At 48.9% G+C, this 25,176-nt stretch carries 26 protein-coding genes; 15 read left to right on the top strand and 11 right to left on the bottom strand.

What is annotated here, in order from left to right; genetic code table 11:
* From M3202_RS10685 to M3202_RS10665, 5 genes are all read left to right on the top strand, one after another.
* Positions 1–762, top strand: coding sequence for a metal ABC transporter ATP-binding protein (locus M3202_RS10685; protein ID WP_251223328.1), 762 nt, complete (start codon positions 1–3; stop codon positions 760–762).
* On the top strand, positions 740–1,666 hold the full coding sequence (locus M3202_RS10680) for a metal ABC transporter permease (RefSeq protein ID WP_251223327.1): 927 nt from the start codon (positions 740–742) through the stop codon (positions 1,664–1,666). The genes M3202_RS10685 and M3202_RS10680 overlap by 23 nt, the downstream gene beginning before the upstream one ends.
* Positions 1,663–2,532, top strand: a complete 870-nt coding sequence (locus M3202_RS10675; protein WP_251223326.1) for a metal ABC transporter permease — start codon at positions 1,663–1,665, stop codon at positions 2,530–2,532. The genes M3202_RS10680 and M3202_RS10675 overlap by 4 nt, the downstream gene beginning before the upstream one ends.
* A gap of 266 nt (positions 2,533–2,798) precedes the next feature.
* Positions 2,799–4,088, top strand: coding sequence for an isocitrate lyase (aceA, locus tag M3202_RS10670; RefSeq protein ID WP_251223325.1), 1,290 nt, complete (start codon positions 2,799–2,801; stop codon positions 4,086–4,088).
* 292 nt (positions 4,089–4,380) lie between these two features.
* Positions 4,381–4,713: a hypothetical protein gene (locus tag M3202_RS10665; protein WP_251223324.1), complete on the top strand. Its 333-nt coding sequence runs from the start codon at positions 4,381–4,383 to the stop codon at positions 4,711–4,713.
* Positions 4,714–4,746: 33 nt separating this feature from the next.
* Here the strand turns inward: M3202_RS10665 and M3202_RS10660 are convergent, their stop codons facing one another.
* Positions 4,747–5,025 carry a cytosolic protein gene (locus M3202_RS10660; protein ID WP_251223323.1) on the bottom strand — a complete coding sequence of 93 codons (279 nt, stop codon included), beginning with the start codon at positions 5,023–5,025 and terminating at the stop codon, positions 4,747–4,749.
* 170 nt (positions 5,026–5,195) lie between these two features.
* Here M3202_RS10660 and M3202_RS10655 point away from each other — a divergent pair, with 170 nt between their 5' ends.
* The 6 genes from M3202_RS10655 (at position 5,196) to cydC (ending at position 11,720) form a co-directional block, all read left to right on the top strand.
* Positions 5,196–5,624, top strand: a complete 429-nt coding sequence (locus M3202_RS10655) for an SRPBCC family protein (RefSeq protein ID WP_251223322.1) — start codon at positions 5,196–5,198, stop codon at positions 5,622–5,624.
* Positions 5,624–5,959, top strand: coding sequence for an ArsR/SmtB family transcription factor (locus M3202_RS10650; protein WP_251223321.1), 336 nt, complete (start codon positions 5,624–5,626; stop codon positions 5,957–5,959). The genes M3202_RS10655 and M3202_RS10650 overlap by 1 nt, the downstream gene beginning before the upstream one ends.
* Positions 5,960–6,023: 64 nt before the next feature.
* Positions 6,024–6,509 carry a MarR family winged helix-turn-helix transcriptional regulator gene (locus M3202_RS10645; protein ID WP_251223320.1) on the top strand — a complete coding sequence of 162 codons (486 nt, stop codon included), beginning with the start codon at positions 6,024–6,026 and terminating at the stop codon, positions 6,507–6,509.
* Positions 6,510–6,705: 196 nt separating this feature from the next.
* Positions 6,706–7,368: an NAD(P)H:quinone oxidoreductase gene (gene wrbA, locus M3202_RS10640; protein ID WP_251223319.1), complete on the top strand. Its 663-nt coding sequence runs from the start codon at positions 6,706–6,708 to the stop codon at positions 7,366–7,368.
* 909 nt (positions 7,369–8,277) lie between these two features.
* Entirely contained in the window at positions 8,278–10,008 is a 1,731-nt protein-coding gene (gene cydD / locus M3202_RS10635; RefSeq protein WP_251223318.1) for a thiol reductant ABC exporter subunit CydD, read from the top strand.
* Positions 10,005–11,720 carry a thiol reductant ABC exporter subunit CydC gene (cydC, locus tag M3202_RS10630; RefSeq protein ID WP_251223317.1) on the top strand — a complete coding sequence of 572 codons (1,716 nt, stop codon included), beginning with the start codon at positions 10,005–10,007 and terminating at the stop codon, positions 11,718–11,720. The genes cydD and cydC overlap by 4 nt, the downstream gene beginning before the upstream one ends.
* A 210-nt stretch (positions 11,721–11,930) precedes the next feature.
* Here cydC and M3202_RS10625 read toward each other — a convergent pair whose 3' ends face one another.
* Together M3202_RS10625 and M3202_RS10620 are read right to left on the bottom strand one after the other, a co-directional pair.
* Positions 11,931–12,266, bottom strand: a complete 336-nt coding sequence (locus tag M3202_RS10625) for a hypothetical protein (RefSeq protein ID WP_251223316.1) — start codon at positions 12,264–12,266, stop codon at positions 11,931–11,933.
* 176 nt (positions 12,267–12,442) lie between these two features.
* Complete coding sequence (locus M3202_RS10620) at positions 12,443–13,411, bottom strand: DMT family transporter (RefSeq protein WP_251223315.1); 969 nt, start codon at positions 13,409–13,411, stop codon at positions 12,443–12,445.
* Between the two features lie 99 nt (positions 13,412–13,510).
* Between M3202_RS10620 and M3202_RS10615 the strand changes: the two genes are divergently transcribed.
* Entirely contained in the window at positions 13,511–14,092 is a 582-nt protein-coding gene (locus M3202_RS10615) for a helix-turn-helix domain-containing protein (RefSeq protein WP_251223314.1), read from the top strand.
* Positions 14,093–14,280: 188 nt separating this feature from the next.
* Here the strand turns inward: M3202_RS10615 and M3202_RS10610 are convergent, their stop codons facing one another.
* Genes M3202_RS10610 through M3202_RS10585 form a run of 7 tightly spaced genes read right to left on the bottom strand, consistent with a single transcriptional unit; the run spans position 14,281 to position 21,078 of the window.
* Positions 14,281–15,495, bottom strand: coding sequence for an MFS transporter (locus M3202_RS10610; protein ID WP_251223313.1), 1,215 nt, complete (start codon positions 15,493–15,495; stop codon positions 14,281–14,283).
* The gene (locus M3202_RS10605; RefSeq protein ID WP_251223312.1) at positions 15,492–16,760 is read right to left on the bottom strand and encodes a CehA/McbA family metallohydrolase; all 1,269 of its coding nucleotides are present in this window, start codon (positions 16,758–16,760) and stop codon (positions 15,492–15,494) included. The genes M3202_RS10610 and M3202_RS10605 overlap by 4 nt, the downstream gene beginning before the upstream one ends.
* Before the next feature lie 12 nt (positions 16,761–16,772).
* Positions 16,773–17,618: a carbohydrate ABC transporter permease gene (locus M3202_RS10600; protein ID WP_251223311.1), complete on the bottom strand. Its 846-nt coding sequence runs from the start codon at positions 17,616–17,618 to the stop codon at positions 16,773–16,775.
* Positions 17,619–17,623: 5 nt separating this feature from the next.
* Complete coding sequence (locus M3202_RS10595) at positions 17,624–18,496, bottom strand: ABC transporter permease subunit (RefSeq protein WP_251193262.1); 873 nt, start codon at positions 18,494–18,496, stop codon at positions 17,624–17,626.
* Entirely contained in the window at positions 18,486–18,614 is a 129-nt protein-coding gene (locus tag M3202_RS22355) for a hypothetical protein (RefSeq protein ID WP_285890399.1), read from the bottom strand. The genes M3202_RS10595 and M3202_RS22355 overlap by 11 nt, the downstream gene beginning before the upstream one ends.
* An 11-nt stretch (positions 18,615–18,625) precedes the next feature.
* Positions 18,626–20,038, bottom strand: a complete 1,413-nt coding sequence (locus M3202_RS10590) for an extracellular solute-binding protein (RefSeq protein WP_251223310.1) — start codon at positions 20,036–20,038, stop codon at positions 18,626–18,628.
* Positions 20,039–20,055: 17 nt separating this feature from the next.
* Positions 20,056–21,078, bottom strand: coding sequence for a LacI family DNA-binding transcriptional regulator (locus M3202_RS10585; protein WP_251223309.1), 1,023 nt, complete (start codon positions 21,076–21,078; stop codon positions 20,056–20,058).
* Between the two features lie 1,026 nt (positions 21,079–22,104).
* Here M3202_RS10585 and M3202_RS10580 point away from each other — a divergent pair.
* The 3 genes from M3202_RS10580 to M3202_RS10570 are packed head-to-tail and all read left to right on the top strand — an operon-like array spanning position 22,105 to position 24,640.
* Entirely contained in the window at positions 22,105–22,893 is a 789-nt protein-coding gene (locus tag M3202_RS10580; RefSeq protein WP_251223431.1) for an ABC transporter ATP-binding protein, read from the top strand.
* A gap of 17 nt (positions 22,894–22,910) precedes the next feature.
* Positions 22,911–23,882, top strand: a complete 972-nt coding sequence (locus M3202_RS10575; RefSeq protein ID WP_251223308.1) for an ABC transporter substrate-binding protein — start codon at positions 22,911–22,913, stop codon at positions 23,880–23,882.
* Between the two features lie 5 nt (positions 23,883–23,887).
* Entirely contained in the window at positions 23,888–24,640 is a 753-nt protein-coding gene (locus M3202_RS10570; RefSeq protein WP_251223307.1) for an ABC transporter permease, read from the top strand.
* On the opposite strand, the gene M3202_RS10565 is transcribed toward M3202_RS10570, so the two are convergent.
* Complete coding sequence (locus tag M3202_RS10565; protein WP_251193257.1) at positions 24,637–25,092, bottom strand: winged helix-turn-helix transcriptional regulator; 456 nt, start codon at positions 25,090–25,092, stop codon at positions 24,637–24,639. The two genes, M3202_RS10570 and M3202_RS10565, sit on opposite strands and share 4 nt — an antisense overlap.
* Between the last annotated feature and the right edge of the window lie 84 nt (positions 25,093–25,176).

Raw genomic sequence — 25,176 nt, 5'->3', positions numbered from 1 at the left:
ATGGCAGAAGCAGTGCTGCAAGTGGAAAATTTAGCTGCGGCTTACCGGAAGCAAACGGTGTTGCACGATGTCGATGTAGAAGTAGAGGCCGGTTCGTTGACGGGAATTGTCGGCCCGAACGGCGCGGGAAAGTCGACGTTTTTGAAAACGATTCTGCAGCTTCATCCTGCTTTGTCAGGAACGGTCCGCTATTTCGGCCTGCCATTCAAAAAAGCGAAGAAGCGAATCGGCTATGTGCCGCAAAGGGGATCGGTTGATTGGGATTTTCCGACCGATGCTTTGGATGTTGTGACGATGGGGTTATATGGACAGATCGGATGGTTCAAGTGGCCATCCCGTTCGCATCAGAAAAAGGCTTATGAAGCGCTCGATAAAATGGGGATGGCTGATTATGCAAACAGGCAGATCAGCCAGCTGTCAGGCGGCCAGCAGCAACGCGTCTTTTTAGCGCGGGCATTGGTGCAGCAAGCTGATCTCTATTTTATGGATGAGCCGCTCGCCGGGGTCGATGCCGCGACGGAACGGGCGATTATGACGACGTTGAAGGAATTAAAAGCACGCGGGAAAACGGTGATGGTCGTCCACCATGATTTGCAGACGGTTGCGGATTATTTTGACCATGTCTTGCTGCTGAACCGCACGGTGATCGATCATGGTAAAACGAAGGAAGTCTTTACAAATGATAATATTACGAGAGCATATGGTGGAAATATGCGTTTACTAAGAGAGGAGCAGCAGCATGTGGTCCATTCTCTTAAGTAGTAACACTCAATGGGTATTGATTAGTACGATGATTCTTGGAATTGCGGCTGGCACGATTGGCTGCCTCGCTTATTGGCGCAAGCAGAGCCTGATGAGTGATGCGCTTGCTCACGCCTCCCTACCCGGGGTGGTGCTCGCTTTTTTCCTATTAGGAGAAAAGAATTTGTTCATTATGATTATCGGAGCGGCGATCAGCGCCTTGCTCGGTGCCTTCTTTATTCAATGGATTCAATCGGCGACACGGGTAACCGCTGATACAGCGATGGGCATGGTGCTTTCGGTCTTTTTTGGGCTCGGAATTATGCTGTTAACGGTGGTGAACCGGACAGCCGGCGGAAATCAGAGCGGTCTGGACAGCTTCATTTTCGGTCAGGCAGCATCGATGGTCCGCGCCGATGTGTATACGATGACCAGCTTAGCGCTTCTCGTCATCTTCGTAGTTGTAATCGGCTTTAAGGAGTGGAAGCTTTATTTGTTTGATGCGGGCTTTGCCAAAGGGCTCGGTTTGTCGCTGACGTGGATGAATATACTTTATACAGCTGTGCTGGTCATGACGATCGTTATCGGCATCCAAGCGGTCGGCGTCATCTTGATCGCCGCTTTACTGATTATTCCGCCGGTCAGCGCGCGTTACTGGACGCAATCGTTTAAATGGATGGTTCTGCTATCAGCAATCGTTGGCGGGATAGCTGGCTCGGTCGGCACCGCGATCAGTGCGTTAGGAAGCGGCTGGCCGACAGGTCCGTTTATCGTTGTCGCCGCGGCTGCCTGCTTTGTCGTTTCCCTTCTTTTCGGCAAGGAAAAAGGGGTATTGGTCCAACATTTGCAATTTAAGGCTCAGAAAAAGCAAGTAGAGCGGGAGCAGCAGAAGGCACAGCTTTATACTAAAGGGGTAGGATCATGACGTATACAGCCTGGATTCTTTTGACGGCGTCTTTAGTTGGTCTGTCTTGCGGCTTGATCGGCGTGTTTCTTATTTTGCGAAAGATGGCGATGATGTCGGATGCGATCAGTCATACCGTCCTGCTCGGGATCGTCATTGCTTTTTTGATCACGCGGGAACTCCAAGGCCCGCATATGCTAATCGGAGCGATTCTCGCCGGTTTGCTGACTGCCTTTCTCGTCCAATGGCTCCATTCATTGGACATTGAGCTTCATGCGTCAATGGGAATTGTCTTTACGACTTTATTTTCAATTGGCGTTATTTTAATTGCGACGTCAGCTGGAAATGCTCATCTTGATGTGAAGCATGCGTTAATGGGCGAGATCACCTTTGTCCCTTTTAATATGATGGAGCTGCCGGTCATCGGGGAAATTCCAAGAACGACGGCGATGCTGGCCCTTGTCTTTCTGATTGTCCTCTTCTTCGTCATTGCTTTGTATAAAGAGTGGAAAATCACCTCATTTGATCCGGCGCTGGCGGCAAGCTTAGGCATACCGGTCCTGCTGATGCATTATCTTTTTATGAGCCTCGTTTCGATTACGACGGTCGCTTCGTTCGATGCTGTTGGAGCGATTATGGTCGTGGCGATGCTGATTACTCCGGCTGCTTCCGCCTATTTGTGGACAGATAAGCTGTTGACAATGCTTGTTCTGAGCAGCTCCTTTGGCGTCATTTCAGCAATCGTCGGCTATTATCTCGCAGCCTGGATCGATACGTCGATCTCCGGCTCAATGGCTTTTGCGACAGGCCTGGTGTTTCTGATCAGTTTTATCTTTTCACCGAAGCACGGCTTAGTCTCTAAACGGCTGCATGCTGTAAAATCATAGCGAAAGGAATGCTGTCACAAGGTTGAAACACAACCTTTGGCGGCATTTTTTTTGTTGTTCTGATGTATAACAGAAAAGGGGAATTAGAGGATTTATAAGACAAATCATAAAAATAGTCAAAAAATTTTAAAATAAGTGATTGTTTTTATGTCGTTTCTGTTATATTATAAAAATGCAAAATATATTCTGTTATAGTACATTGCTAGTATGAAATGGGGACGACAGATATTTTGCAAAACATTATAAAGACAGGAGATGAGGAGAGTATGATGAAGCAAAATGGACGATTGGAAGCGGAAAGGCTGCAGGAGCAATGGGAAACAGAGGCGCGCTGGCAGGGGATCGAGCGGCCGTATACAGCAGACGACGTGATGCGTCTAAGAGGCTCGATTCAGATTGAGCATACACTTGCGAGGGCAGGAGCGGAGAAGCTGTGGAAGCTGTTAAGAGAAGAACCTTTTGTTCAATCACTTGGCGCCCTGACAGGAAATCAGGCCGTCCAGCAGGTGAAGGCCGGTTTGAAAGCGATTTACTTAAGCGGCTGGCAGGTCGCGGCGGATGCCAATCTTGCCGGTCAGATGTATCCCGATCAAAGCTTGTATCCGGCGAACTCTGTCCCTCAGGTTGTGAAGCGAATGAATAATGCCCTTGCCCGGGCTGATCAGATTCAGCATATGGAAGGGGAGGGGGATGTTGATTATTTCGCCCCGATCGTCGCTGACGCGGAGGCCGGCTTTGGCGGACAGCTTAATGTCTTTGAGCTGATGAAAGCGATGATTGAAGCCGGGGCGGCGGGCGTTCATTTTGAAGACCAGCTCGCTTCGGAAAAGAAATGCGGCCACCTGGGTGGGAAGGTTCTTATTCCAACACAAACGGCGGTTCGCAACCTCGTCTCCGCCCGGCTGGCGGCCGATGTTTCTGGTGTGCCGACTGTCATTATTGCCCGGACGGATGCCGACGCAGCCGACCTGATTACGAGTGACATCGATCCGGCGGATGCCCCGTTCATTACCGGGGGGCGAACAGCAGAGGGCTTTTACCGGACAAAGGCTGGAATTGATCAGGCGATTGCTCGCGGTCTCGCCTATGCGCCGTATGCTGATTTGCTCTGGTGCGAAACTTCGAAGCCAAGTCTGGAGGAGGCACGGCAGTTCGCTGAAGCGATTCATGCTCGTTTTCCTGGAAAAATGCTGGCCTATAATTGCTCTCCTTCCTTCAACTGGCAAGCCAATCTCGACCGCGAGGCGATTGAAACGTATCAAATCGAATTGAGTAAAATGGGCTACAAATTCCAGTTTGTCACATTAGCCGGCTTCCACTCTTTAAATTACAGTATGTTTGAGTTGGCCAGAGACTATAAAAAGCGTGGAATGGGCGCGTACACGGAGCTTCAGCAGGCTGAATTTGCGGCGGAGGAGCACGGGTATACCGCGACGCGCCATCAGCGTGAGGTTGGCACGGGCTATTTTGACGAGGTGGCACAGGTCGTATCAGGCGGGACAGCTTCGACGACTGCCTTAACGGGCTCTACCGAAGAAGTGCAGTTCCAGCAATAAGCCGTTCGGGCAGGGGCCCGCTGAAAGCTGAAAAAAGTGAAAATCATCCTTTTTCAGCAGCTTCTTCAGGCACAAGGGTTATTGGGAAGCCCCCCTCCTAATAAACCTGTGACGGGCTATTGCCGAATCGGAGTATGAGCAAAGAGGCTGGACAAAGATTCTTTTACCTTACGTCCGGCCTATCCTTTTTTTCAATGCTAATATCTTCAAGCGGAGCCTGTATTTTATTGTAGAGGATGCGGGCGGCTCCTCTATATAATGAAAGGAAGACTGGAAAAAGGATTGTGCGCTCATGAACCAACATCAACAAACTGTAAAGAAATGCTGCGAAAGTCTGCTGGAACCGACATGCGAGGCGGCATTGCCGCCGATTGCCTACCGCTATTTACGCTGGAATGAACTAGAACAGTTTCAAACGAAAAGCATCGAGTGGTTTAGCTTAAACGCAGTTTTGCTTGCTGAATTGGAGACGAGGTCACTTCATGATGTTCTGCTGACGGAATTAAGGCGAGTTGCGCAGCTCGAAGATGTCCACCGCCTCATTCCACATGAAAAAGAACGACAGGCCTTCTACCAGTTTTCAAACGTTATTCCTTTTCAAAAAAGGGAAAAAGGCCGCTGCTGAAAACGTCCGACTTTCACATTTTCAGCAGCTTTGTTATGTGTAAGGCTCTTCTTCATTTTTATCGGCTTCATCATGCGTATGATGAGCCTCGGGAAACTGGCGGGGAAGGTCCTGATGCAAATTGCGAAATTCATAGCCGTAGCTATTGTAGTATGTTTGATGCTCTCGCCACGGGGTATTTTTATTCTCCACGGGTACGTCCTTCCCTTTCGGCGTACCGTAAGACCCTTCCGGAAATTCCTCCGCTGTTAGAAACGAGCGCTGTGTCTCGACATTTGAAAAGTCCGTATATTCCTCTTCCTTCTTTGCCATTTTTATCACCTCTCATTTGAGTTCGTACATATAGTGTAGCCTTATGTTGCAAAATTATAGTGGAAATGTAAGGGACGATAAGAAAAAGCCGCACTGTGGTTTTTTTGTTGACATGTAACCAAAAGGTTTCGTATGATGAATGCAAAAGCAACTGAAACAGGAGGGGGCAGATGAGCAAAATGGAAGTACCTGAAATTCGCAAGCAGGCGACGTTTCGCGCTTCAATTGAGAAAGTATGGAAGACAGTCGCAACACGGGAGGGAATGGAAGCTTGGTTTATGCCAAATGATTTCAAGCCGGAGATGGGCTATTCGTTTACGATCCATTCTCCTTTTGGACCGACAGCGTGTAAAGTGCTTGAACTCGATCCCCCGAACCGCCTGGCGTTTTCCTGGGGAGAAGAGGGCTGGCAAGTCACTTTTCTTTTAAAAGAGACAGGCGATGAAACTGAATTTACCCTCATTCACTCAGGCTGGGGAGCCGCTGATGAGATTCATCCGGGAGGACCTGGACAAACGAATAAAGAGATTCGCGAGCGGATGAATCAAGGTTGGGAGGCTATCGTTCAAGAAAGACTGCGACAAGTGGTGGAAGCATAATGGGAGCTGAAAAGCTTGATATTTTTCAGGCGATTGCTGATCCGACAAGAAGGAAATTATTGCGATTGCTTGCTGGAGAACGCCAGTCGGTGACGATGCTCAGTCAGCATTTCCAAATAAGCCGTGTTGCGGTCTCTAAGCATTTGCGCGTCCTTGAAGAATCAAAGCTTGTGTCTGCTAAAAAGGTAGGACGTGAAAGGCGTTATCAGCTTGAAGCGCAGGCCCTGCTTGAGGTGAAGGAGTGGCTTTCCTTTTATGAGCAATTTTGGGATAATAAGATGACGGCTCTTAAATATGTAGTCGAAGAAGATGGTAATGGCGGATCAAGGGAGTGATTTTTGATTGTGGGGAATGTTGAACATCAAAGAGAAAAGATTACGTTCAAAGGAGGGATAGTAAGTGACTTTAGAGAAGATTGAGTCAACGGGTGAGGAACTATCGTTAAAGTTATTTATCGTATTATCCCGTGCTGTGCAGACGGTAAGAAAAAAGGTGGAAGAAGATATCCGGTCTTATGGGTTGAATCCGACCGAGTTTGCTGTGCTGGAGCTTATTTACCATAAAGGGGACCAGCCCATTCAGAAGATCGGCGAAAAGGTGTTAATTGCCAGCAGCAGTATCACTTATGTCGTCGATAAATTAGAAAAAAAACAGCTGATCAGACGAAAGCCCTGTCCGACAGACCGCCGGATCATCCATGCCTCGATTACAGAGAAAGGTAAAGAGCGGATGGACGAAATTTTCCCTCTCCATAAGGAAGCGCTGATGACGATTTTTGCCGGGCTGGAGTCAGAAGAGAAAACGAGCTTGATTGAATTGTTAAAGAAGTTAGGCTATTACGCTCAAGGTGTCGATAAGCTGCGCGATGCGAAAGACGAGGGATAGATAGTGCCGAAATGTGCAACCTAGTGATGTAGAAAGACCAAGTATAGAAATCTAAATTCACTTACAAAATTAAAGTAAAATATCTTGAATTGAGAATATATTACATGGTACTATATAAAGCAGAGATAAACGAGCCGGTTTTTTCGTTTATTGAAGGTTACCCACGGCCCAAATGGGGAAAAGTAGGTGAATAGCAATGGGTTTCTTTGCGAAATTATTTGGTCAATCTAATCAAAAGGAGTTGGAGCATGTGTCAATCAAATTAGCGGTGATTTACTACAGTTCGACAGGAACCAATTATCAAATGGCAAAGTGGGCTGAAGAAGGTGGAAAAGCAGCGGGTGCTGAAGTGAAAGTGCTGAAAGTTCCTGAGCTTGCCCCGGAAGCGGCGATTGCCTCAAACCCGGCGTGGAAGGCTCATCTTGAGGCAACTTCAGACGTCCCGGAAGTAACGCTTGACGATCTTGAATGGGCGGACGCAATTATTTTCAGCGCACCGACACGCTTTGGTAACGTACCTGCGCAAGTAAAGCAGTTTCTTGACACGACTGGCGGATTATGGGCGACAGGCAAATTAGCGAATAAAGTTGTCAGCGCGATGTCTTCAGCGAGCAATGCCCACGGCGGTCAGGAAGCAACAATTCTTTCCATCTATACGACAATGTATCACTGGGGTGCGATTGTCGCCGCTCCTGGCTATACAGATCCATTGCTGTTTGCTTCCGGCGGAAACCCATACGGAACAAGTGTAACCGTCGACCAGGAAGGCAATATGCAGGAAAATGTAGAAGAAGCGGCAAAGTACCAAGCGAAACGCACCGTTCAAGTAGCCGAGTCGCTGAAAAAAGGAAATCAATAACAGCAAAACACCGTAACATTAGTAAAGGCCGGGATAAAAGGTTGTTTTTTACCTTTTGCCCCATCCTCTAAGCAATGAGCGGAACCGTCACGATTTTTTTAAAAGCCCGTTGTGAGTGGATTTCTCACAACGGGCTTGTGGCGTGTGAAGCCATTGCCAAGAATGAAAAACATTGAATATATTACCAAAAAAAGATAATATAAGTACTAATAAGTCGATATTAATTCCACTTGCGACGGTCAAAAGTAGTTCACTTTACTTCTAAGTAATGATATGGGTGTGATAAGCTGATGGAGAATGAGAGAGAGTTTGTCAGTGTTAAAAATTTCATATTTATATGTTTTTATAGTTTCATTACTTCCGTCATGTTTATCTCTATTAGTGAAAGTAGAGAAACCCTTCTCCATTTTTCAAAGCAAGATCTGGTTTTGGGTATAGTGGTATTTTCTGTGTATTTTCTGATTATCTTGTTGATCTTTCAAGCAATTCTCAGCTTTATTAATAAGAAATTTTCCTTTTCTTCTTCATTGGTGATAAAGCTTTTTTTCTTTATTGGGATCGTGAGCTTGATTATGATGAATTCACAAGTCTATGATGGAATCATATACAGTAGTTTTCTTGCGATTTATTTACTGAAAGAAATGGTTTATGAGTGAAGGGAACTGGAATGGGCTTGGTTTTCTGAAGTACGGACCGTTGTAAGCTCTTTAATCGCTTTGTTCCAGGGGGGGACAGGCTTTTTTTTGTCATAAAACAGTCACTCTCAAAGCGGGCATTGTTCTCCTGTTTCCACTATACTAATAGGAGAAGCAAAGTCTTTCTGATGTTCCGAAGGTGTATTTGCTTCAGTTGATATGTGAAATGTTTCACTAAATTGAAACAATAATTTGCAGTGAGGAGATTCTTACTATGAAGGAACTCAAGCAATTTGCAAATGAATATAAAATGAGCCGGATTTGGCTCGTCATCATTGCGGTGCTGACGGCGGCGACGATTGTCGCTCAGGCTTATTTCTTCGTGACGGTTGTCGAGCGGGTCTTTTTAGCGGGGCAGTCTTTTGCCGAAGTTCTGCCATTTTTATACGGGCTGCTCGCCGTCCTTGGAGCAAGAGCGCTTCTCACGTACATCAACGGCCGAATCGGCGTGGGGATCGCCACCCGCGTGAAACAGCGGGTCCGTCGGGCCTTGCTCGAAAAATACCGGGATGATCCGCTTCAGGCCGCGCTTCAGCGTCAGTCGGGAGAGAAGGTGAGCATGATGATGGATGCGGTCGATGAACTGGACAGCTATTACAGCACCTATCTTCCGCAGCTGATACAAACAGCGGTCGTGCCGCTCGTCATTCTCGGCGCGGTCTTTTCCCAGCATATTCCGACTGGGATTATTATGATCGTGACAGCGCCGTTTATCCCGCTCTTTATGGCGATTATCGGGATGAAGACACAGGCAAAGTCGGAGGAGCAGCTGGAGAAGCTCGCCGCCTTCTCGGGTAGATTTCTTGATACGATTCAAGGGCTCGTGACCCTTAAGCTTTTTGGCCAGGCGAAGCGCCAGAAGGAAGTAATCCGCGCGAGCAGTCTCGGCTTTCGCGAGGCGACGATGGAAGTACTGAAAATTGCCTTCATTTCCTCATTGATGCTTGAATTTATTTCGATGCTCAGCATGGGGATTATCGCGCTCGAAGTAAGCTTGCAGCTTATTATCTTTCAGGGGATCAGCTTTTTCTCCGCCTTCTTTGTCCTCGTGCTCGCTCCTGAATTTTATTTGGCGTTAAAGGAACTGGGAAGCGCCTTTCATACCGGCCGCAGCAGCAAGGGCGCCGCGGCAAAAATTTCAGCAGAGCTGACGAAAGAAGGACAGAGGCTGGAATGGGGAGGTCTGACGCTGCCGGATGATCAGCCTCCGGCGATCGCCTTACGAAATGCCGGCTTTCGTTATGAAGAAAAAGGGTTTGCTTTAACGGATGTGACCGTAGATATTCCCCCGTACGCGCAAGTGGCGATTGTTGGTCCAAGTGGATCGGGGAAAACGACACTTCTCAATGTGCTGAGTGGTCTGCTGCCGCTTTCCCAAGGTGAATTGCTGGTGGATGGAAAGCCGCTCTCTTCCTATGACGAAACAGCATGGTTCGCCAAGGTAAGCTATATTTCCCAGCAGCCTTACTTATTCAGCGGAACGATCGCTGAGAATATTGCGATTGGCAGCACCCGTGATGTAAGCAGGCAAGAAATTGAAGAGGCGGCCCGGCAGGCTGGGATGGCCGAGGTAATCGCAAATTTGAAAGACGGTTATCAAACGCAAATCGGCGAGGGAGGCCGTGGCCTTTCAGGTGGAGAACGGCAACGGATCGCTCTCGCACGCGCTTTTCTAAAGCGGCCGGCGGTGATTGTCTTTGATGAGCCGACGACCGGTCTTGATTTGCACACAGAACGGGTTCTCTCAGAGGGGCTAGCCGAGCTGGCCCAATCATCGACAGTGATCACGGTTGCGCACCGTTTGCACACGATTAAGCATGCTGACCACATCCTTTTTCTAAAGGGCGGGAAGGTGATTGGAGCCGGCACACATGAGCAGCTGCTGGAGCGTGTTGAGGACTACCGTAAGATGATCTCGATACAGAGGGGAGGGAGAGATGGATGAAGGAACTTGCCGCGGTTATGAAACTGATGCTTCATGAAAAAAGGGACATTGTCTACTCGGTTATCGCCGGATTTTTGGCCGGGATCGCCGCTGTCGGCCTGTTTGCTTCAAGCGGCTACCTGATCTCCAAGGGGGCGCTAATGCCGCCATTGTACGCCTTGACGGTGACGATTGCTTTCGTCAAGCTCTTTGGCTTTTTGCGGGCGCTCGGACGCTATGTCGAACGGTACTATTCGCATCGCGCTACGTTTACGATGTTGAGCCGGCTGCGCCTTTCCTTTTATGAAAAGCTTGAACCGTTGGCGCCGTCGCTTTTTCAAACGTATCGCAGTGGTGATCTGCTGGCGCGGATTGTTGGCGATGTTGAAAGCCTGCAGCATTTCTTTTTACGGGTCTTTTATCCGCTCGTTGTCCTGTTGCTCGTTTTTTTCGCGACGATTGTCTTCACCGCTTTTTATTCAGTGGCGATTGCGCTCGTCCTGCTGACCGGTCTTTTTTTGACTGGTGTCCTCATTCCGGCATGGTTCGCTTTGCGCCAGCGCAGGCTGAATAGTAATCTGCGTGACAAGCGGGGCGAGCTGTCAACGGAAGTGACGGAGTTCCTTTACGGTTTTAAAGATCTTACGCTTTACCAGCAGCAGGCGAATAAAGAAGCTGAGCTGTCGCGGGCCGCTGCTGAATATGTTGGTGAGCAGGAGAGGGAAGGACGGCAGATTCTGGCGAGCCGAGCGGTCAATACGGCTGCCTCGCTGCTCGTTTCATGGGTTGTGCTTGCTCTCGGCGCCTATTTGGTGACGACAGGAGAGCTTGACGGTTTGTTTTTAGCGATGCTTGTCATGATCTCGCTCACGGTCTTTGAGAACGCGACACCGATGGCTGCTTTCCCGAGCTATTTTGAAGATAGCCGAAGTGCGGCGCGGCGCCTGGCTTCCGTCGTGGAGCAGCCAGCGCAGACAGAGACAGAAGCGGAGCTACAGTCGCCGGGGAATGAAGTGCCGGAGATTCGGTTTGAGCGTGTCAGCTACACCTATCCAGGGGAAGGGCGACGGGCGCTAACGAACATCAACCTTGAACTAAAGCGAGGCTCGAAAACGGCGATCGTCGGGGCGAGCGGCTCCGGCAAGTCGACGGTACTCCAATTGCTTCTCGGAATCGTCGGGCCTGAGCAGGGCGTCGTCCGTTGGAACGGAAGTGAGCTGCGGCAGCTATCGAAAGAAAAAATATGGGAGCAGGCGAATGTGGTTCTTCAGGAAAATCATTTCTTTTACGGAACGATTCGTGACAATTTGCAGCTTGCTTCTTCTGAGGCCAACGATCAAGAGATGAAGGCTGTGCTAAAGCGGGTAGCGTTGGAGCATCTGTCATTAGATGATCAAGTGCTTGAAAAGGGAGAGAACCTCTCCGGCGGGGAGAAACAACGGCTGGCGCTGGCTCGGGCGATGCTGAAACAGGCGCGTGTCTGGCTGCTCGATGAGCCGACTTCCTCTGTTGATGCTTTAACGGAAGAGCGCCTTTATCAGGAGCTTTTCCGGCAGGCTGAGGAGGCGACTGTCGTGCTGGTCAGTCATCGTCTAACCGGTTTGGAACGGATGGATCAAATTATTGTGATGGAAGATGGCCGTATAGTTGAAGCGGGCAGCTTTGAGGAGTTAATGAAAGCGAACGGCTACTTTTATCAAATGAAGGAAATTGAAAAAGATGTGATTGGGTAAAAAGGAAAGGATGTCTCAGCACGTTTTGAACGAGAGAGACATCCTTTTTTTACATAACAGTTTTATTTGTTTTTAAACATGTCAAAAAATGCATTGAAGCTTTCCACGAATTGAAAGGCAAAAATACTAACCGCAGTAACAGACAGCATGCCAACTACAACCAATCTCATCCACATCATAATCAAACGACCTCCCTAGTAAGTTAGTTTTTTAACGTTTATAGGAAGGGGATGAGATAACGTAATTACTTTGGTACATAATCGGCCTTAATAAAAGAAAGACCCGTAAGTAATACCATACCGGTACGGCGAAGACAAGAAGCAGTATCGGCAGGAGCTGCTCAACCGGGAGAGCCCACGATACGACCACTTTCAGCTTACCGTCTCCAAGGTCATAAAAAGCATGACCGCTGCCATGATCATAGAAGTGAGTGATGTCGGCTGTCTCCAGCGGATGCATCGTCGAATAGCTGGACTGATCATGAAAGTAGACATAGATGGAAAGAAGAAACGCAGTCAAGATTGTCAAAGCACAAAATCGTTTCACAGCCGTTTCCTCCTTCTTGTAAGCTTACTTCTATCATACTCCGAAAAACGCAATTTGAAAACGAATTTCTAACTTATCTGAAAAAATAGTTTTTTTGATGGTGAGGCAGTACAGGAATTGAGGAAGACCTTAGCTCCGCACATCGTTTGCAAAGAAAAAGCCGCCACGTGGATTTTTTATCCCTGTGACGGGGCTGTCCTTTGTTTTTGTGGTTTCTTGGTTAAATAGCTGTGGGCTAGCATGCCGCCCATAATGATCAGCAGGCCAATGATCGCCGCGGCAGAAGGGAATGGACTTGAGAGCAGCCACATTTCACCGAGCAGGACGAATAAAACCTGGGCTGACTGGGTCGCTTCCACGCCAGCTAAACGATCAGGGTTTTCATGAACGCGGTCGGTCGCGATAAAAAACAGCGTCGTGGCAATGACGCCGGAGCTGACGGCAACGATAAACGCTTGCAGCAGCTGGCTTGAAGAGGGAGGACCAACTGTGATCAAGCCATAGCTTGCCAGTACAAGCCAAAACGGAAGGCTGGCCACTGTCATGCCAAACACCCGTTGGAATGTATCGAGCCGCCCGCCGCACAGCTCCATCATTTTGCGGTTGCCTAAAGGGTAAGCAAACGCCGCGACAATGACAGGGAGTGTACTGAACAGCACAACTTGAATTGAAACCGTCGTCGCGTGCTGGAGCTGGATCAGCATGACACCCGCAAGGATGATAAAAGAGATCGCCAGTGACTTGAGCGGCAAGCTGTTTTTTATTCGCTTCGGACCCGTCGTAGTTTTTACTTCATGGAAAAAGAAAGGGGTCAGCAGTACGCCGGCGACAATCGTCAGCTGCCAGGTGCCGGCGACGAGCCAGCCCGGTCCATAGGCGGCGGCATAGGTGATCGGCGCGTAAAAGAGCACGAAGCCGACAAAGCTCCAGCCAATCCACGGCAGCGGACGGCTCTTTATTTCAAATAAAACTTGTTTCATATTCTTTCTTGCAAGTACAATAAGAAGAAAAAAAGGAAACATGAAAATAAAGCGCAACGACGAGCTCCAAATCCAGCTTCCCCCCGTTACTTCCATCGAACGGTTTAAAATAAAGGTCACGGCAAAAAACATGGATGCAATGATTCCGATAAGAATTTCTTTCATCGACTCACCTTTTTCATTTTGTATATTAAAATATACTGTTGATAAACTATAATATACTACCTTTCGAGTGAAAAAACTACTAAAAAAGGAGGTCTGCTGATGAATTCGCATATGAACGATGCAGAAGCATTGGCTAAACATCTTGGTGCGACATTGCGGAAGCTAAGACAGGAGCGGAAAATGAGCCTGCAGGAGCTAGCGGAGATCACCACCGTCAGCAAGCTGACTCTTGGCAATATCGAGCGGGGGGAAGCGAATCCGTCGCTGGCCGTCATTTGGAAAATCGCGAATGGGCTGGCAGTGCCGCTTTCCGTTCTGCTAAATGAACAAAAGGATATTCAAATTTCGCGCTGCCATGAAGGAAATAAAGTAGTCAGCGCCAATGAAGCGTGCACGCTCGAACCGATGTTTGAAGTGTCCAGCTACGGATCTAGCGAGATTCATCGGGCGTTTCTTCAACCGCATAGCGAGTATCGTCCCGGCGCGCATCAGCAGGGCGTGACAGAATACGTCACAGTGATGTCAGGCCGTTTAAGAATACAAATCGAAGAGGAGCACTACGAGTTAAACCAATATGACTCGATCACCTTCAACGGAGACAAAGTGCACGCCTACCAAAATCCCACCTCAGAAATAACCGTCCTCCACTTCCTCATGACCTATACAAGTCCGAAGCCATGAGCGTAACCGCCACGATCCCGTCCTTTTTCGTAACTCGAAGAAGAGTAATGACTCCGCACGTTGCGCGCCTTGCTTCGAGAAACCCACTCGTAGCAAGGCTTTCAAAATCAGGCAACGGCTACGCTCATTACGAAAAAGCTGCTGAAAAAGTACGATTTTCACTTTTTTAGCAGCTTCATGTTATCTACTCACACTTTTCCCGCCAGCTTCAACTTCCTTACGAGAAGAAGCGGGGTCATGCCAACGGCGATCAGCAATGCTAAAAAGGCCGGGAGGTAGGATTCCGTCAAGCTGGAGCTGTAAACGGCCGCGAGTAATCCGACACTTGTCACCCGTCCGGCGCTTAAGGCGATTTCACGAGAGATGACCAATTCAACTCTTGTAGCCCCTTGGTCATCCAGCTCGGCAATATTATTCAGCGACATTGTGTTAAACGGCACCTCAAACAGCGGAATGCTGATCGCCGCCACAATCCCGTACGCGATGAGAATCACCCAGTTGACATCGAAAAGGAACAGGCTGAGCGCGCTGCTTAAACCAAGATTGCCTGTAATGAGCAATGCCTGCTGCGAGAGACTCATTTTGCATTTTCCGACGACGTAATAAGTGATGACCGACAGAAGCGTCGTGACGAAGACGAAATTACCCAACACCGATTCACTGCCGGTTACCATGAACACCCAGACGACAATCACAAAGGAGATTACCCCGTCCCGGAAAGATAGCCCGACAAAGGCGAGGGAGAGCAGTTTCCATTCACGGTTGCGATGAACGTCGATGATTTTTCGCCAGCGAAACCGTTCTTCCAGCTTGTAGGCCGGCAATAGCGTTGTGAGCCAGATTGTATTGGCGAACAAGAGGAGAGACAGGAAAAAAATCAGCTGATAGCCGTAAAAATCAGGCAGGAAAGTCACGATCAGCCCGGCGATAAAAGGACCGAGCATTTGCGAAAGAGAGCCGAACAACCCGTTGACTCCGTTAAACCAAAGCCGGTTATGCTCACTCGTTAAATCAACGGAGAGAACATTAATCGAAAGCCAGTAAAAGCCTGAGCCGACTCCGAAAACAAAACCTAGCAACGGCACCCAGTCGATCGCCTGCTCTGCTAACGCTAAAATAGCGAGATAAAACAGCAGCTGCAAGCAGCCGCCGATGATCAGGCCGATTTTCCGATCCTTCTTTTTACAGAGCCAGCCGGCAAAGACGAAGGCCGGCAGCCAGGTGACATAGGCGATGAAATTAAAGAGAGCCACCTCGTAAATATTGTCAGACAGACGAAAGAGAAAGACATTCACAAACACATTCGATAAACTGTTTGCCAGAGCATTGATGCTGATAATGGCCAGAAGCAGCTTCGTCTCCCGGGGAAGGACTGCTTCATGCTGCAAGGAGAGTTCGTTCAACGGCCCGGCTTTCCTTCAAAGTACAGTGGGTTGCTCATCGCCGCCATCATCTCCTGTCCCGCCTCTTCCATATACCGCCATACCTCAACTCTGACAAATAATTGCCCGTTCACTTCGACTGGAATTTGCAGCTGCCCCTCGTCAGACTGATGAATCGATTCGCTTTCCACCTGATCATTGGAAATAATCTTGATTCGGTCCCCGCGCGACAGCCTCTCAAACCGAACGGTGGTCTGTGCAGGAGACGGAAGCGAGACGACATCGCCCGTTGTATAGTGCTCGCACGACAGGCTGACAAACGGTCCCTCCGGTAAATAGCTTAACGACACTCTCCGCTGTTCGATCGCCCGTAAGATGCTTTCGCCGGAGCGGGAGTCGCTGTACACCCACACTGTCGGCGAACCGTGCTGGATATAGCGGTGCGGCCGGTGCGTATCACTGCCGCCAATGGCAGGAATTCGTTTCCCCTGGCAAAGCTGCTGATGCCACCAGTCAACTGTTTTTGCATTTGCCTCGCGCCAAGGGCCGTTCCAGACCTCGACAAAGTCATAGTCGAGATCCCAAGCCCAGTGCCAGCCGCACTGCGGACAATGGGGGTGGTTGAGGCTTATTGTAGCGCCGGCCGACTTCGCCTCGGTAAGCCGTTCTCTGACCTGGTCGCCGGTGATCGCCCGGAAATCACGCACCGGGTCAGCGACGCCGAAAAAATTACAATGACCGAAGTTGGTCGTTAATTCCATCCCCGGTATGATCGTAAGCGGGCTTTCTTTATGAATAAACTGATTTTGGCTTGTTGTATTATGGTCGGTCGTCGCGATAAAATCCAAGCCCTTTTGCTCGCAAAGCTCCACGATTTCATCAAGCGTGTACGAGCCGTCGCTGTGAACGGAATGCATATGAAGATCGCCCTTTAGCCAGACGGATTCCATTTCGGTAAGTATCACTGTTACCGTGACGTTGCACGGCTTTGGCACGCGGTAGGCACCGAGGATGATCGCCCATTCTCCCGCGGGGATGCTGCCGGCCCGATAGCCCGGAGTCGCCGTCGTTTCCTCAATTGTAAAAGACGAGCGGGCGCCGCCGCTCCAGCCGCGAACCTGTTCCGTGTCCCGGACACCGAGGTCGATTACGCACTCATTTTCCTCAACGTGAAAGTCGGCCTGAATGCTTGCTGTCCGGGGCGGGACGGGGAAGGAAAGCTCAATGTACTGATGTTGTTCTTCGGGCATAATCATTCTCGTAAGTGTGAGTTGTTTTTGTTTCAACGCGTCGTCCTCCTATTCTTTCGTTGAACCTGACATAATCCCTTTGACGAAATATTTCTGGATGAACGGGTAGATGATCAGCAACGGAATGAGCGCGATCATAATTCCGGCCATGCGAATATTCGGCGTTAAAAAATAGCTGCTTGATGAGGAGTCCGCTTGCAAAATGAGCGAACGCAAGGCAACCTGCAATGTATATTTGCTTGAGTCCGTAATATAAAGGAGCGCCGGAAGAAATTGATTCCATCTGCTCACGAATTCAAACAAGGTCACCGTCGCCAGTCCCGGTAAGGACAAAGGCAAGTAAATCAAAAACAGGATGCGAATATGACCGGCTCCATCAATATTGGCCGCTTCCGCCAACGATTTCGGCACACTGAGGAAGTAATTTCTCATTAAAAGAATGCTGAAACCGGAAACGAGACCAGAGATCACGAGGGAGGCCAGTGTATTTAAAAGGCCGAGGTCACGATTGACGATATACAGCGGAATCATAATCGCCTCAGCCGGGATAATCATCGTCACAATAATGAAGGTCGTCATCAGCTTTCTTCCCGGCAAGTCATGCTGAATCAGGACATAGCCGGCAATCGCCGCCAAGAAGACGTGAAAAAACGTACCGAAAATTGTCACAATCGAGTTGTTTAGAAAAGGGCGCCACAGCTCGATTCGGCTCCAGACGGTCGTATAGCCTTCAAGGCTGAACTCGCGCGGCCAGAGCTTCACGCCGGGGGACATCGATGCCAGGCTGGTGGACAGCGAAATCGCCAGCGTATTCAGGACCGGCAGCAGCATCGTCAGGACAAGCACGGTTAAAAAAATTCCATTGATAAGTCGAAAAGCTATTCCTCGATTCAAGAAGCTCAATCCTCCTTGTCATAGCGAATGAGAATACGCGTGACAATCGTTAGTAGAAATGTTGCTAAGATGACTAAATAAGCAGCAGCCGAGGCGACACCCATTTGAAATTGCAAAATTCCTTTTTCATAGGTGTACATCATAATGACATCCACCTTGTGGGCAATCGCCGGATTGCTCATCATAAAAATTTGATCAAAGATTTTCAGCACGGACATAATGTTCAGCATCAGGACGATTTTCATCGTCGGTATAAGCTGCGGCAGCGTAATATAGCGGGTTTCATGCCAGAAATTAGCCCCGTCGATTCGCGCTGATTCATAAAGCGACGGATTGATGCCGACGATCGCCGCTAAATAGATGATGCAGATGTAGCCCATTTCCTTCCAGATGGCGGTGAAGATCATCACTGGACGGGCGTATTGCTCCTGGGTTAAAAACTGCACCGGCTCCAGCTGAAACCATTTTAATAATTCATTGACAAGCCCCCCGTCCGGTGAAAGGATAAAGATCCAAATGCCGCCGACGATGACCCAGGAAAACAAATGGGGGAGATAGATGATCGTTTGCGTAAACTTTTTCAGGAATTGTTTCGTCAGTTCATTAATCGCGATCGCGACAATGATTGGGAACGCAAAGCCGATGATTAAGATGCCACCGCCGATCAGAACGGTGTTTTTCATTACGAGCCAGAATTGTGGGTCCTGCAGCACGGTGACGTAATTCTGGAAGCCGATAAAGGGTCGGTCGCCGATCAGCCTGAAATCCTGCAAGCTGATCAAAAATCCGCGAACCAGCGGGTAATATGCAAATAAAAGAAAATAGATAAAGATCGGAATCATCATGATATAAAGAGTAAAATGACGTTTAAAAAGCATGCCAATCGTCCTCCTGCATTTGAATAACAGCAGGAACAGCAGCCGGAAGCGGCATGATGAAAAGCACTTCCGGCTGCTCATTTACGACAGGGCCGTACTGCTGTTTGGTTCGTTTCATTTCATAGCTGTTTAGTTGTCAATCAGATCAGCAGCGAGCAGCTCGCCATGCATTCTTTCCACTGCTTCTGCGGCCGGCATGTCGCCGGTAATCGCTGCAAACACGTAGCGCTCGACGATTTTCTCGGCCTGCGGCCAATCGGCAGTTGAGACTTCCGGCTGGGCATGCTCGATAATGACCGCCTGCGCCTCTTCAACGCCGGGCAGTGTGCCGAACGGGTTTTCCCAATTCGTGTTATTCGGGAAGACAACCCCGTGATCCATATTGGCGATCTCGCCTAATTCAGTTAATTCATATTCCCCGTTTTCATCGACTGTGTAATGCAGGTCTTTAACGCCCAACGTACTGACCGTATTACCCTCTGGAGTATGCCAGAACTCAAGAAACTCAAGTGCTGTTTCCGGATGCTCGGCGTTAACTGGGATCGCCCATACACTCGGGTCACCACGGCGCAGCATAAATTCCCCATTTTCATCAGGCACACCAGGCAGTCCTTTGGCCATAAAGCTCGTATTCGGGTCATCGTTCAAACGGATGTTGTTAAAGAGCCCGACCCAGGCATCCCAATATGTGACGACGCCAACACGGTCGGAGAGGAACAGCTCCTGCATGTTACCACTGTCATTTGTCGCGAAGTTCGGGTCGAGAATTCCTTCCGCGTAAAGCTTGGCAAACCATTCATACACCGGAATCGCCGCCTCCGTTGCGTACGGAATTGTCCGCGATCCGTCATCCTCGATCACATAACGCGCCTTCACGCCCGCCGCGCTCATAAACCCTTGAATGTCGTAAAGGCCGGCCGTCGTTAAGCCATACGTGTCGTCCTGTCCGGTCCCGTTCGGATCCTGCTCGGCAAAAGCCTTCAGCACGTGATAGTAGTCATCAAGCGTTGACGGCTCCTCAAGCCCCAAAGCTTCCAGCCAGTCCTGGCGGATAAGCGGCATCGTTCCGCCTTCAAACTTGTTGAAAACACTATAGATTTTACCGTCGTCGTACGTAATTAGCTCCCATTCTTCCGTTGGAATGACCGCCGGGTCGGAGAGAATCTCGGAATCCTGGATCGATTGAGTGAGCTCTGTCAGCGCCCCTTGGTCAACGAGCACATCCATCATTGGCTTTGTCATATACACAAGGTCATATTGTTCACCGGCCGACATCGAGGTAAGCAGACGCTGGTCGTAATCAGTCGGTACTTTTTCAATGGTGACGCTAATCCCTGTCAAACGTTCAATTTCCTTTTCAAATTCAGCGTGTTCCTCAGGCGTTTTTCCGCCAACGACACTCGTCAGGATGCGTAATGTTTTTTCTTCCTGGTCGGCGTCCGTTTCTTCTCCTGACTCATCGGCAGTCGACGTTTGCTGACATGCCGCCAGCAACGTCATTAACAATGCGGCAAGCAATAGTTTTACCATTAACTTTTTCATAGGGTCCTCCTATCGTGTTATCGTTTATTTTTTTCGGTGGAAGCGCGCAGGATCAGATCAGTTGCAATCGTCGTCCTTTTAACGGAAGGAGAGTCGGCTTCAATTTGGTCAATCAACGTATTGGCCGCTTCCATTCCCAGTAACTCGGAATTGAGCTTCATGCTTGAAAGCGCCGGGGAAAACTCCGATAAGAAGACAGGCTCATCACTGAAGGCCATCACCGATAAATCGTCGGGAATCACTCGCCCTAATTCAGCTGCCGCTTTATACACCCCGAGCGCGACTTTGTCAGTATCGGCGATCACGGCCGAGATCGCCGGGTTATGCCGCAGCATGTCCAACGTCCGCTCGTAGCCGTAGTCGATTGCCGTCTCCTCTTCCGCCTTGTAGGCGATGAAAGGCTGGTCGATGTCCTGATATGTAGCGCGGATAATTTTTTGGAAGCCGGCTTCACGGTCAATCGAAACCGTGCGTTTTTTGGCGGCATTCAGAAACAGAATATGGCGATGACCGAGACCCACTAAATGCTCGGTCACGAGTGCGGCCGCTTCGACATTATCGTTATCGACGGTCGCTACTTTGGCGCTGTATTCCCGTGCTGTCCGGCCGATGACGACCATCGGAAGGTTTTTTTCAAGGCATTCCTCAATTCTTGGGTCCTTCTCAATCGGATCAAGCAAAATCTCGCCGTCAACGGGGTCGGATGATTGAAATTCGACCCGGTTTGCATATTTTTCCGCCAACGTGTTGATTAACAGCCGGTAGCCGCGCTCGTAGCACTGGCGCAGCACGCCGTTGATCAGGGATAAATGGAATTGGCTGAATTTCGCCTTTTCGCCGCGCATATTTAAACCGATAATTCTTGTTTCCCGTGTCGTTAAGCTCCTCGCGAAATAATTCGGCTTATAGTTCAACTGTCTGGCTACTTGTAAAACGTGTTCGCTCACCTCCTTGCTGATCGGTCGTTTTTTACTGAAAACATTGGATACTGTGCTCTTGGAGACACCAGCTTGTTTGGCAACATCATTCATCGTCACCATGTGCATCACTCCTTGGGGCTTATATTAAACTAGTTTCATATAAAGTTGGTTAAGGTGGTGTTAAATTAAAGTGAAGGAACGTAAAAGTGAGAAGAAATACTGATAAATAGAGCCCACTGAAAACCGTCCTTTTTCGTAACTCGAAGAAGAGTAATGGCTCCGCGCGTTGCACGCCTCACTTCGAGAAACCCGCTCGTATCAAGGCTTTCAAAATCAGGCAACGGCTACGCTCATTACGAAAAAGCTGCTGAAAAAGTGTAAATCGTCCTTTTTCAGCAGCTTCGATAAATAAGGTGTTTTGACTTTTTCAATGACAGCGCATGAGGAAAATCGGTTCGATAATTATGCTGATATTAAGCTTGTTTTAATTATGTAAAGAGAGATAACACGAGTGGTTCAATTTTAATCGAAAATCGTGACGCTGCGGTCTGGGTTTCAAATTTTCCAATCGAAGAGATAAACGTAAATCAACATCTTAGGGTATGGTTCAAAGACGGGAGAGTTTTATATAGTGATCCGGGGCAAGCGGGATTTAGTAAGTTTGAAAAAATAGTGGAATGAAAAATGGACGTGACCGACTTTTAAAGCAGAAGAGGGAGAAACTGTACGATTTTACGTCGAATAGGTTTTTTTTACTCTTCGACCTCGCTTGTGGGATGGGGAAACGCTTTCCGCAGGCGGGCGTTGAACTAACCGGCTGCGCCGGTGGATGTCAACCTGCGCTTCCCGCCCCTCCCGTCCGCTTTTTCTAGTGGGAAAAAGGGAGCTTGCTTCTCCTCAAATAAAGACAGGTGATCTGTTTTATCTACGGCCCTTCTTTTTATTTAAGTCGACGTAAAGTCTTAAAAGATAAAAATAACTCACGCCGCAGCCGGCATGGCAGCGGCTTTTTTATTGGCGAAACAAGCTTTTTTCTTTTTGATAATTAGATTGATTTTTTCCACTTTGTATACTAAAATAAACTTATTATTCATATTATTTTTATAGGAATTAACCTATATAGCGTGAAGAGAGGGGTTAGTGACAGTGAAGGCAGAGGCGTTTGTCGAGCTTAACGAGGTTGGGAAGGAATTTTCTGCTCAGGGAAAGACGATCAGAGTGCTCTCAAATATCTCCTTTACGATGAAGAAAGGCGAATTTGTATCTGTACTCGGGAAAAGCGGGTGCGGAAAAAGTACATTGCTTAACTTGATCGGCGGCTTTGACAGCCCGTCTGAAGGCAGTGTCTATTTTGACGGGGAAGAGGTGAAAAAGCCGAGCCGCAGGGCGATCATGCTTTTTCAGCACTATGGACTTTTGCCGTGGCGCACGGTTCTGAAAAATGTCGAGCTTGGGCTGGAGCCGGAAAAGTCTCTTTCAACGGCAGAAAGAAGGGAGCGCGCCCTTGATTCTATTAAGCTCGTAGGTCTTGAGGAGAGCAAGGATCGTTTTCCGGCGCAGCTGTCCGGCGGGATGCAGCAGCGCGTGGCAATTGCCAGGGCGTTGGCGATCCGGCCGGAGCTGATCCTGATGGATGAGCCGTTTGCCGCTTTGGATACGTTTAACCGCTATTATTTGCAGGATGAGCTGCTGCATATCCGTGAGCAGGAGAAAAACAATATTGTGCTTGTTACACATGACATTGATGAAGCGATTTATTTGTCGGACCGCATTCTGATTATGGATGCTCATCCCGGCCGAATTAAGCAAACCCTTGAAATTAATCTGCCTTCCCCGCGTGACCGGAGTCATAGTGACTTTCAGTATTACCGCAAGCTGATTTTGGATTCCTTTCATTTTTCAAAGGACGGGGCAACCTTGGAATTTAATATTTAAATGTGGAGTGTGAGAACATGAATCGGGAGAGAAGAACGTGGGCGAGCCTGATGCTCGCTTTGACTGTGATCCTTTCCTCTTGCGGGGGCGGAGCACCGCCTGAGGAGAAGGTGATCCGGATCGGCTATTTGCCGATTACGCATGCGGCACCTCTTTATTTTGAAAAGCAGTTTGAGGATCAGTATTTGAACGGCGGGCGAATTGAGCTGATTCGCTTCGGTTCGTGGATTGAATTGATGGACGCTTTAAATACCGGACGGATTGACGGCGCTTCGGTTTTGTTCGAGCTGGCGATGAAGGCGCGTGAAAAAGGGATTGATTTAAAGGCTGTCGCGCTCGGTCATCGTGACGGGAACGCTGTTGTGGTCTCGCACGATGTCGAGGAGGTCGCTGATTTGAAAGGGGCTACGGTCGCGATTCCTCATACGCTGTCCGCTCATAATCTCTTGCTTGATGAAATGCTGCAAAACGCCGGCTTAACGTATGAGGATGTGAATCCGGTTGAAATGCCGCCGGCCGAGATGCCGGCAGCTCTATCGGAAGGGCGAATCCAGAGCTATATTGTCGCTGAGCCGTTCGGCGCGCTTGGCGTCAGTCTGAACACAGGGAAGGTGCTTTTTCAGTCAAATGAAATCCGGGCCAATTCGTTGTGCTGCGTGCTTGTGCTTCGCAGTGACTTTATCGAACAGCAGCCTGAATTTGCGCAAACCTTTGTGACAGGCTACATTGAAGCCGGGAAGAAAGCAGAAGCTTATGATGTGCATACCCATGACGAGCATGAAGACCCGTTTAAGCAGTTTTTAAATGTCGATGAGGACGTATTGACGCTGTCACTTGGCTGGATTTCTTATGATAATCTGCGAATCGAACAGGAAGATTACGAGTATTTGCGCCAGCGTTTAGTTGAGATGGGACTGTCTGAGAACCCGCCGGCATATGAGGAGTTTGTTGATCAGTCATTTTTTGAAGAAGCGTTGGAGAGAAGGTGAGAGCGATGAAGACGGTGAAGCATTTTACGATAGCGTTTATTCTCGTGCTTGTCGTTTGGCAGCTGGTCATTTGGATCGGTGGCTACCCTGAAGCATTATTGCCACCGCCACTGGCAGTCGGCAAAGGGATCGTCGCCTTGGTTAGCGATGGAACATTATTCACCCATGTCCAAATCAGCATGTTCCGCTTTTTGAGCGGGTATTTGACGGCGGTCGTGGTCGCTGTCGTTCTCGGATTAATCCTTGGCCGTTCACCAAAGGTGTGGGCGATTGTCGATCCGGTCATCCAGGTGCTCCGTCCTGTCGCTCCGGTTGCCTGGGCGCCGTTCATCGTGCTCTGGTTCGGGATTGGGAATATGCCGGCGATTGTCATTATTTTTATCGCCGCCTTCTTTCCGGTGCTGCTTTCAACGGTGTCCGCCGTGAAAAAAATCGACCCGACTTATTTAAAGATTGCCGAGAATTTGGAGATGAAGCAGCCGGCCCAGCTGTTTAAAATCATTTTTCCGGCGGCATTTCCGTACATTGCCAATGGACTGCATATCGCCGTTGGGACGGCGTGGATTTTTCTTGTCGCTGGAGAAATGATCGGCGCGCAGTCAGGGCTTGGCTACCTCATCATTGATTCACGCAATGCGCTTGATCTTGACCTCGTGCTCGCCGGGATTATTTTCATCGGCGTGCTCGGTCTGCTGCTTGATAAAGCGATTGGCTTGTTTGAACGCTGGGTTGGCAGACAATGGGGCGTACAAGGCTAAGCCTGATTTGCCTGGCTTTCCGGTTCAATTGGCACTGCCTGGAGTTCGTCTTTGTCGACATGCTGCTTGCATGAAGGACAGTAATAAAGCAGTTCGACTTCATGCTGGCAGCGTGTGTGAACCAGTTTTTTATAACAGGTTTCAAGATGCTTGCTGCCCCAGAGGACGAAAGCGTGAAAGACATCCTCCAAATCCTGTCCGCTTTCAGTCAAGGTATACTGGTAACGGGGCGGATGCTTGGAATAGACGGTTGACTCAATTAGGCCGACCTCCTCTAAATGCTTCAGCCGGTCTGACAGGAGGTTGGAGGAGATGCCTTCAAGGTTTTTCTTGATTTCATTAAAGGTGGAATGACCGATGAGGATCTCATGAATGACAAGCAGTGTCCAGCGGTCGCCGACAATATTTAATGTTTGCGCGATGTTGCAAGGTAATTTATAACGCTCTTTCACTTTCATCAGACTCCTTTGCTAAAGTTGACATCTTGGACGTTTTTCTTATGAGAAGCAGTCCTAGTATACCACACAATCAAGTAA

The sequence above is a fragment of the Halalkalibacter oceani genome, assembly GCF_023715605.1.
Lineage (GTDB): Bacteria > Bacillota > Bacilli > Bacillales > Bacillaceae_D > Halalkalibacter > Halalkalibacter oceani.
This window is presented reverse-complemented; position numbering and strand designations above follow the sequence as displayed.